This is a genomic window from Oscillatoria sp. HE19RPO, from assembly GCF_024220515.1.
In the GTDB taxonomy this organism is placed as follows: Bacteria; Cyanobacteriota; Cyanobacteriia; order Cyanobacteriales; family Laspinemataceae; genus Laspinema.
This window is the reverse complement of sequence record NZ_JAMXOT010000086.1, coordinates 1-10219: the sequence shown is the minus strand read 5'-3', so window position 1 is coordinate 10219 and position 10219 is coordinate 1. Positions and strand designations below refer to the sequence as shown.

Genomic DNA, 10219 nt, shown 5'->3' with positions numbered 1-10219 from the left:
AATTCGTTACTACGAACTGGGAAACGAATGAATTCGTTACTACGAACTGGGAAACGAATGAATTCGTTACTACGAACTGGGAAACGAATGAATTCGTTACTACGAACTGGGAAACGAATGAATTCGTTACTACGAACTGGAAAACGAATGAATTCGTTACTACGAACTGGGAAACGAATGAATTCGTTACTACGAACTGGGAAACGAATGAATTCGTTACTACGAACTCGGAAACGAATGAATTCGTTACTACGAACTCGGAAACGAATGAATTCGTTACTACGAACTGGGAAACGAATGAATTCGTTACTACGAACTGGGGAGAGATATCTCTATAATCAAAACTTACATGAAAAAGCAAATAATTTTATTTCTGATAATTCTTCTAAATTTAATCCTTAACCCAATTATTTCCCTCCCAGCTTATGCAGAAAATCACCCATTAAATCCTAAATCAGAAATTCTTGAAGTCTTAACCCTAGACCAATTACAACAACGAATTAACTCCCCAATTATCTCTGAAGGAGTGCGGACCATTGACTTGCGGGAATTCCTGATTGATTTAACCCCGAGTAATGCAGAATTTAGAGACCAATTTTACCCTTTGTTACAAAATCAACTGAATCGGTCCGGAACCCCCATTGCCTTGGATTTATCCTATTCCATCATTCAGGGAGACTTTGAGGGAAATGAATTGGGATTGAGAGCACCGCTTTATGGAGAGGCGTTTTTACCCTTATTCTCAGAACAAGAACGATCGCAACTGCAACGCGATCGCACCCGGTTGGCAAGATTGAGTCAACTCTCGCGATCGCTGCTGGGAGTTCCTCCGGATCAAGAGGAAATTACCCTCTTCCAAGAACCGATTAAACTGGTTCACACTCATTTCCGAGGAGAAGTTCATTTTAACCATAGTTTCTTCCTGAATCGCGTGGAAGCAATGGGAGCAATTTTTGATAAATTAGCCGATTGGTCCGAAACTCGGTTTAGTAAACTCAGCAGTTTTGCCGGAGCAAATTTTGTCGCAGAAGCACGCTTTCAGGGAAGCATCTTTTTTCAAGATATAGGATTTAATCAGGGGTTATTTCAAGGAAACGCTAATTTTAAAGCAACTCGGTTTGAGGAGACGGGAAATTTTAATCAAGTCCAGTTTAAACAGGGTTCAAATTTTACCCGATCGCAGTGGAATCGCAATGCGGATTTTAGTGGTTGCCAATGGGAGAATCCCGCTTTATTTGACCGCGCTAAGTTTGCTGAATCTCTATTTTTAACCGAAACAAATTTCAGCAATCTAGCCAGTTTTCGAGAAACAGCGTTTAATCAGTCTATCAACTTGCGGGAAGCGAGTCTGCGCGATCGCGTCGCCTTTAGTGATACAACTTTTGCCAATTCAGCTTCTATCAATGTCGCCGGATTGCGCTTTGATTCAGAATCCGCTAGAATTACTGGCGACCCCGGCCAAATTGGCAAAAAACTCTCCCTCCCCAGTCTCCCTGGTAATGAAACCCTCCTGCGTCAATTAGTCCGAAATTTCCGTCAACAAGAACAAATTGCCGATGCCAATCAAATAGAATACCTGACCGAACACCTCCGCCAAGAAAATCTATTTCATAAATTAATTGGGATTAATATTAATACCGCCTCTCGAAGACAATTAATCAAACTCGGATTGTCAGAAAATCAAGCCAATGCCATTGTCCGCAGTCAAGATGAGCGCATTTTTGGCAGTCTCAGCGAAGTCCTGAATCTCCCAGAAATTGACCTAGCAACTTATATCCAGTTACGCGATCGCGCCGTTGCCGGTGAACCCCTCTCTCTCCCCGGTTGGTTCCGAACCGCCATCCATTGGTTAGGATTAAGTGTACTCCTGCTACTGACGCGCTACGGAACCAGCTTTTGGCTCATTTTCGGTGTAGGATTAGTGGCGATCGCCTATTTCAGTGTTTTATTTTGGTTCATCGATCGCTATCGGCGCATCCTTCCCAAACCCATCATTCCCACCGCCTTTGAAACCCCTTGGATGCTATCCACTTGCCTAGGATTAGCCAGTATTGGAATCTTCGCCATTATTCGCACCAGTAGCGAACCCTTATTAACCCTCACCTGCTTAGGAATTCTGATTATCCCCATCCCCACCCTTTTAATCATCATCCTCTACAAAAAAGGCCGCTATCATAACCTCATCGACTCCAGCTATTTCGTAGAAGATACCGGAATGCGCCAACTCCGCTTGGCGATCGGACGCTTACCCATCATCCCCCGCTTTCCTGCCATGAGAGAACGCTATCTTCCCCTCCTCTGGAACCGCCGCTGGAACTGGCTAAATTACTATGATTTCAGCCTCAATAACCTCCTAAAATTCGGCTTCAATGACATCCGCCTGCGAGACGAACATCTCCCCGGCATCATCTCCAGCTTAGTCTGGTATCAATGGACCCTCGGCCTCCTCTATCTCAGCCTCCTCCTCTGGACCCTCTCCCGAACCATCCCCGGCTTAAACCTCCTAATCTATCTAAAATAATCTCCCCCCCATCTCCTCTCTTCCTTCCGTGAAAATCCTCCTCTGTGAAAATCCGTGAAATCAGTGGTTAAAAATCCCTAGCGGGGGTAAAACCCCCCGCCAATTGTGGCTTAATCCCTAACACTTAAGACCGGCCAATTCCTACATAGCGGAATCCAGCTTTTTGCAGTTGTTCACGATTGAGGAAATTACGACCATCAATCATCACCGGATGGTTCATGAGTTTCGCCATTTTTTCATAATTTAAACTGAGGAATTGTTGCCAATCCGTGACCAAAACTAAAGCATCACATCCATCAGCCAAGCGTTCTGGATCGGTTTCCACCAACACCCCACTCAATCCCTGACCAATGCCAGTTTGAGACACAATCGGGTCATAGGCTTTCACTTTCGCACCGAGACGGTTGAGTTGTTCGATTAAATTCAAAGCCGGTGCATCGCGCATATCGTCGGTATCGGGTTTGAAGGTTAATCCTAACAATCCCACGGTTTTGCCTTTGAGAATTTTCAGTTCATGCTGCAATTTTTCAATGGCAATCTGACGCTGACGCTTGTTGACTTCGATCGCCGCTTTGAGTAACTGAGCATCATAGCCGTAGTCATCGGCAGTATGCACCATTGCGGACACATCTTTGGGGAAACAAGACCCCCCCCAACCGATGCCAGCTTGCAGGAATTTGGTACCAATGCGAGAGTCGAGACCCATGCCTTTGGCGACTTGCACCACATCGGCACCAACGCGATCGCAAACGTTGGCGATTTCGTTGATGAAGCTAATTTTTGTCGCTAAGAAAGCATTAGCGGCATATTTAATCATTTCTGCCGAACTAATGTCCGTCAAAACTACCGGAACCGGGGGTAACGAAGCATCTTCGGCAAACTTGCGCTGGATGATGGGTTGATAGAGTTCTTCCATCATGTTTAAGGCGCGTTGGTTGTTGCTCCCCAGGACGATGCGATCGGGATTAAAGGTATCATAAACTGCTGACCCTTCCCGCAAGAATTCGGGATTACTGACCACATCAAATTCCACACCGAGTTGTTTGGCAGTTTCGTCTTTACTGCCTTCTTGTTGATGCCGTTCGGTGACGCCATCGAGGACAATCATTCTTACCCAGTCACCGGAACCGATGGGAACCGTGGACTTATTGACGATGACTTTATACCCTTTATCCAGATGAGCTCCGATGCCGCGCGCTACGGCTTCTACATAGCGGGTATCACTTTCTCCGGTGGGGAGGGGAGGAGTACCCACGGCAATGAATAAAATCTCACCGTGGGAGACGCCATATTCTAAGTCAGTGGTAAATTCTAAGCGTCCGGATTCCGAGGATTCCTGCATGATTTCCGACAGTCCCGGTTCATAAATTGGGGACCGTCCGGATTTCATTAATTTGACTTTTTCTTCATTATTGTCCACACAGATCACATGATGACCTGTGTATGCTAAACAAGCTCCAGTCACTAACCCAACGTATCCGGTACCAATAACACAAACGCGCATATAAGGTATCTCCTGCAAATTTATAGAAGTCAGTCCCATGAAGAAGGGGGAAAATCTTTTGAAATGGATGGGGGGATAAATGCCTGGGAATCCCTAATTTTGTCCCCCGGTGATTTCATCCTAACTTTCAATTATAGGCGATCGCTGATTTTAGCTTCCCTGCTCCTTCATTCTGTCCATTTTCTGTATGCTGCACCCTAACGTCATCGCGATTATACTCTATCCCATTTGGGGCAATATCTCCACTCCCTAGGAAGATCATTCTCATAAGGAGAGATTACCCCTTTCGGTTACTTAACTATCAGGCGATCGCGAAAATCTTCTATGGTCAATTTCAATCCTTCATCCACATGAACTTTTGGCTCCCATCCCAGCCAAGTTTTCGCCAGGGTGATATCCGGTTGGCGTTGGCGCGGATCATCTTGGGGAAGAGGCTTAAATTGGATGGAGGCATCCGGATTCACCATTTTCTGAATTTTTTCCGCCAGTTGTAAAATCGTGTATTCATCCGGATTCCCCAAATTGATGGGACCGATATGCTCGCCATTCATCAACCGCATTAATCCTTCTACTAAGTCAGAAACATAGCAGAAACTCCGAGTTTGGGAACCATCGCCATAGACGGTTAAAGGAATTCCCCGCAAGGCTTGGACGACAAAATTGCTCACCACTCGTCCATCATTTTCTAACATTCTCGACCCGAACGTATTAAAAATTCGAGCCACCCGAATATCTACATGATTTTGGCGATGGTAATCAAAACAGAGGGTTTCGGCCACTCGTTTTCCTTCGTCGTAACAACTCCGAATTCCAATCGTATTGACATTTCCCCGATAGTCTTCGGTTTGAGGATGCACGTCTGGGTCCCCATAGACTTCCGAGGTAGAAGCCATTAAAATTCTCGCCTTGACTCGCTTGGCGAGTCCCAACATATTCATGGTACCAATGACGTTGGTTTTAATGGTTTTTACCGGGTTGTACTGATAGTGAACCGGCGATGCAGGACAAGCTAAATGATAGATTTGCTGAACTTCTAACCGAATCGGTTCTGTTACATCGTGGCGAATCAGTTCAAAATAGGGATTTCCCAACCATTTACTGATATTTCGCTTATCGCCCGTAAAAAAGTTATCAAGGCATAACACCTCATGGCCTTGTTCCATTAACCGATCGATGAGATGGGAACCGATAAAACCGGCACCCCCCGTAACCAATATTCTCATACTTTTAAGCTACTTAGAGTTAGAAAGGACAGAGCCATCGGAGCAAAACCGGGCATCCCGTTAATTTCTTTCTTAAAATAACAAAAAAAGCGCCTAAAAGGGCGCTTTTGAAGCAAAGTTAATTAAAACTTTACGTTTTGTTATAAAACCCTTAAAACTCGCGGTTTTAAGTGCGATCGAGCTTGAGGACAGCCATAAATGCTTCCTGGGGGACATCGACGGTCCCGATCGCCTTGAGGCGTTTCTTACCCTTGGCTTGCTTTTTCAGCAGTTTCTTCTTCCGGGAGATGTCCCCGCCATAACATTTTGCCAACACATCCTTACGCAGGGCGGGAATATTTTCGCTGGCAATCACCCGAGACCCAATGGAGGCTTGGAGTGGGACCTTAAATTGATGCCTGGGGATCAGTTCCTTAAGTTTTTCCACCAAGGCGCGACCCATGACATAAGCTTTGTCCCGATGAACAATCATCGCTAGGGCATCCACCAGGTCGTTTTTAATCAGAATATCCATCCGCACCAAGGGATTTTCCCGGTAGCCAATCACGTGATATTCCATGCTGGCATACCCGCGCGATCGCGACTTCATCTGGTCAAAAAAGTCCGTCACCACCTCCGCCAACGGCAACTCATACACCAGCGTGGTCCGTTCCGGGGTCAGGTACTTCATATCCGTAAACTCCCCACGGCGAGTCTGACAGAGTTCCATCAAAGCCCCCACATAGGTTTCCGGGGTAATCATCTCCACGCGCACATAAGGCTCCTCAATTTTATCCCGTTCTTGAGGAGGGGGCAGGAGACTGGGATTATCAACATAGACCGTTTCTCCGTTGATTTTAGTCACCCGATAAATCACCGAGGGGGCCGTGGTGATTAAATCCAGGTTATACTCCCGTTCTAGGCGTTCCTGGACGATTTCCATGTGCAGCAGTCCCAGGAATCCGCAGCGGAAGCCAAACCCCATCGCACTGGAGGTTTCCGGTTCATAAGAGAGGGCGGCATCATTGAGTTTGAGGCGTTGCAGGGCTTCGCGCAGGTCCTCGAACTGGTCCGCATCGGTGGGGAATAGGCCACAGAAGACCATTGGATTGGCTTCGGTGTAGCCCGGGAGGGGGGTTTCTGCCGGGTGTTGAGCGAGGGTGATGGTATCGCCCACCCGGGCATCTTCGACGGTTTTGATGGCAGCGGCGAGATAGCCTACTTCCCCGGCGTGGAGTTCATCTAGGGGGTGTTGGGTGGGGGAGAGGACGCCAATTTCATCGGCATCATATTCCTTCCCGGCGACCATGAGTCGGACCCGATCGCCTTTTTTGAGGGTGCCATCCATCACCCGAAAATAGGCGATCGCCCCGCGATAGGCATCGTAATAACTATCGAAAATCAAGGCGCGCAGGGGGGCATTCACCGTATCTTTAGGGGCGGGGATCCGATTAACGATCGCCTCCAAAATCTCATCCACCCCGACTCCCTCTTTGGCGGAAGCGAGAATGGCATTGGAGCAATCCAAACCAATAATTTGTTCAATTTCATTTTTAACCCGGTCCGGTTCTGCTCCGGGCAGGTCAATTTTATTCAAAACTGGAATAATCGCTAAATCATATTCCAGGGCCAGGTAAAGGTTAGCCAGGGTTTGGGCCTCAACCCCTTGGGAAGCATCCACCACCAACAGCGCCCCTTCACAAGCGGCCAGGGATCGGGAGACTTCGTAGGAAAAATCCACGTGACCCGGGGTATCGATTAAATTGAGGACATATTTTTCCCCATCTTTGGCCTGATAGTTCATCCGGGCCGCTTGCAGCTTAATCGTAATGCCGCGCTCCCGTTCCAGTTCCATATTATCGAGGAACTGTTGCTTCATGGCCCGTTTTTCCACGGTGCCCGTCACCTGGAGGAGACGATCGGCTAAGGTGGATTTTCCGTGGTCGATATGAGCAATGATTGAAAAGTTACGAATGCGAGATACAGGAACGTCGGTCATACGCTTTTGTCAGTTATCGGTGCGATAGGCGGCGGATGCAATGGGCAATATGGTTTTAACAAGAGTCGTCACCCCCGGTCACTCAGACTTTGGCGATTCCCTTGCCTTCACCCTATTTCTTAACACATTTTAATACTTTTCGGGTGCAGACGGTCCCCCGGCGATCGGTTTCCCCATTGGCGATCGGACGATCGCATTTCCACCGTGAGCAGGGAGAGGATTTGATTCTGTGATAGCATCGAGGCTCTAAACCGGCTACGGCCCATTGTCAGCCGGTTGGCTTGAAACCCAACTCAAGCCCTCAAGGGTGAGCAGGCCAGCAGCCGGGTAGGGACTTGAAGAGAGTCTAACCCTTGCTTAAGTTTGCTACAAACCCAGTGTTAGGTAGGAGTGATGGCTGGCGATCGCACCCAGGCTAACGAACCCCGAAAATCATCCCGGGATCCCACAAGATGGCTCAATCTCAGTAGATAGATTGGAAGCAGCATCGTACAATAGATAGGATGACCTTCCAGGAATGCTCCGGTCCTGATGCACCCGAGTTCTCCTGCGGTTGTTAACTGCCGACTCACCCGAGCCGTATTGAGTGCGCGGAACTTGAATTTTGAACCGGCACTCTTTCACCAGAGCCGTGTAACCTTATACCCAAGTTTAGAAATTTAGAACCGTATGAACGATCAGGCTGTGCAATATAGTCGCAACCCCGAAAAAGTAGAGATTTCGATCCATATCGATCCCGAACTGCTCGATCGCGTCAGTCATTTGACCAACGACCCGAGCAAAGTCATCGAAACCGCCCTGCGACAATGGTTACGCGGGGACACCACTCGCGATGATGAATTGACGCGCAATTTAACCCGCAACCCTCCGGTTCCCCCCCGTGGAGAGTGGAATGATTGAGACTCGATGCCTGTTCTAGTCGGGGCACTTATGAATGGCCTGCGCTTGTGGATGTGCAAACAGAGTGGGTTTTGAAACCCTGGTGATGCCCTATTCGGTGATGATTTTTCCCGTGCCGTGAATGACTCTACACCTCCTGCTTATCCTACGTCCAATGATTCTAGTTGGTTGCGATCGCTAGGAGCACAACTGGCATTTACTCAAGATGCCTCGGGTTTATATCGAGGATTTTATTGGTCAAATGCTGAGAATTACGGGTTAAATTCCCAGGAAATCATCGGCACTTTCGTGGGAGATCGGTTTAAACCCTTAAGCATCACCCCTTATTTAGAACGGGTGGAGCGGGTGTTAAACTCCCGGATTCCTGAGCGGTTTAACTATCCGTTTCGCTATGGCGATCAATACTTTTTATTTGAACTGGCGATCAGTCCGATTTTTCCCCCTCAAGGAGAACCCCTCGAAGTGCTGGCGATCGGACGGTTACTGCCTAATGCGCTCCTATGGGGTCAGGAGGAGCAAAAAGGCAATCCCCAGGCAGTCGCCTCGAATCACTTAGATCTGCATCAAAAATTCCTCAGTACCATTGTCAGCAGTATTCGCCGGACTCTGCCTCCGGGGTCGGAACTCTATCAAAAACTGCTCGGGGAAATGGCGCGCAAGATCCGGCGCACCCTGGACCTGGATACGATCTGGAACGAAACCGTTAACGGTTTGGGATTGGCATTGGGGGTCAGCCGTTGTCTGATCTGTCCTTACCAGCCGGGAAGCCCGAAAGTGCGGGTGGTGGCTGAGTACATTACACCACCGTTAACGCCCCTAGAAGGTCGGGACCTCTATCTCGCGGAGCATCCGGGTTTGAATCAAGTGTTGCTGACTCAAACGGCGGTGATTGTGGGTGCTCAAGAGGCGATCGCCTCGGAACCTGAGTCGATGTTAGTGGTGGCGACGAGCTACCAAGATCGCCCCAATGGCTTAATTTGTCTCGATCGCCCCGGCATCCTCGCGAACCAAGCAGGCAATGCCAATGGGACTGAATCGGCTAAAACTTCCCCGTTGCGTCCCTGGAGTATGGCCGAAATTGAGTTAGTCCAGGAACTCGCCGAACAAGTCGGCACGGCGATCGCTCATGCCACCCTCTATCAAGAATTAGAAGAAGCTCGTCAAAAAGCTGAAGAAATTTCCCAGCTCAAAAGTCAGTTTCTCGCCAATACCTCCCATGAACTGCGGACCCCCCTCAATGGCATCATCGGGTTCCTGAAGTTAATCGTGGATGATATGGCAGAAGATGAAGAAGAAAAGCAAGAATTTATTAAAGAAGCCTATCGCAGTGCCGTCCATCTGCTCAATTTAATTAATGATGTTTTGGATATTGCCAAAATTGAAGCAGGCAAAATGGAACTGGATTTAGTGCCGGTGAAACTGGATGAACTGTTAACCGGAATTGAGAATCATGCTCGCGCTCACGGACAGGAAAAAAATTTAAGTTTCCAGGTTTATAAACCCCACACGGAAGATGAAATTATTCTCTATGGGAACTATCAACGGTTGTTACAGGTTCTCTTCAATTTAGTCGGAAATGCCATTAAGTTTACCCATGAAGGGGGAATCACCATTACCGCTGAACTCATGGAATACCCGGTATTTTTTCAAAACCAAGAATTTCCCGGGATGGTCTCCATTGCGGTTGCTGACACGGGTATCGGCGTTTCTCTGGATCAACAAGATAAGCTGTTTCAATCGTTTTCTCAAGTCGATGGGGAACGAACCCGGCGATATGGCGGGACCGGATTAGGATTGGCGATTTCCCAACGGCTGATCGAATCAATGGGAGGAGAGGTGAATTTCTATAGCATGGGTGAGGGACTTGGTTCCACGGTGACTTTTACCGTCTTGCTTTATCAAAAGCCTGTGATGATTTTCACCCCAAACTCCGAGTCCCTGGATTTGTTGCTTTAAGGGGATTCCAACAAATAAATCATCCTTGCTTTGATGCGATCGCACCTAACAAGGCTCTTTTAGCCCGCGCAGGCACCGCTTTGTCCTGTGAGCCTCCAGGCTTGAGCCTGCGGGTTTTTTGAAGGTTTTATTTTTTG

Annotated in this window: 7 protein-coding genes; 3 read left to right on the top strand and 4 right to left on the bottom strand. The window is 47.9% G+C overall.

Annotated elements, in window-relative coordinates; translation table 11 throughout:
* Positions 1-349 precede the first annotated feature (349 nt).
* On the top strand, positions 350-2521 hold the full coding sequence (locus NG833_RS08705; RefSeq protein ID WP_254564900.1) for a helix-hairpin-helix domain-containing protein: 2172 nt from the start codon (positions 350-352) through the stop codon (positions 2519-2521).
* Between the two features lie 124 nt (positions 2522-2645).
* Here the strand turns inward: NG833_RS08705 and NG833_RS08700 are convergent, their stop codons facing one another.
* The 4 genes from NG833_RS08700 to lepA form a co-directional block, all read right to left on the bottom strand.
* Entirely contained in the window at positions 2646-4025 is a 1380-nt protein-coding gene (locus NG833_RS08700; protein WP_254564899.1) for a UDP-glucose/GDP-mannose dehydrogenase family protein, read from the bottom strand.
* Between the two features lie 127 nt (positions 4026-4152).
* Positions 4153-4293, bottom strand: coding sequence for a hypothetical protein (locus NG833_RS08695; protein ID WP_254564898.1), 141 nt, complete (start codon positions 4291-4293; stop codon positions 4153-4155).
* Positions 4294-4315: 22 nt separating this feature from the next.
* Positions 4316-5248 (bottom strand): UDP-glucuronic acid decarboxylase family protein, encoded by a 933-nt coding sequence (locus tag NG833_RS08690; RefSeq protein ID WP_254564897.1) that lies wholly within the window; start codon positions 5246-5248, stop codon positions 4316-4318.
* Between the two features lie 166 nt (positions 5249-5414).
* Complete coding sequence (gene lepA / locus NG833_RS08685) at positions 5415-7226, bottom strand: translation elongation factor 4 (RefSeq protein ID WP_254564896.1); 1812 nt, start codon at positions 7224-7226, stop codon at positions 5415-5417.
* 669 nt (positions 7227-7895) lie between these two features.
* Here lepA and NG833_RS08680 point away from each other — a divergent pair.
* Positions 7896-8126 (top strand): hypothetical protein, encoded by a 231-nt coding sequence (locus tag NG833_RS08680; protein WP_207089162.1) that lies wholly within the window; start codon positions 7896-7898, stop codon positions 8124-8126.
* Positions 8127-8243: 117 nt separating this feature from the next.
* Complete coding sequence (locus tag NG833_RS08675; protein WP_254564895.1) at positions 8244-10082, top strand: ATP-binding protein; 1839 nt, start codon at positions 8244-8246, stop codon at positions 10080-10082.
* Positions 10083-10219 lie beyond the last annotated feature (137 nt).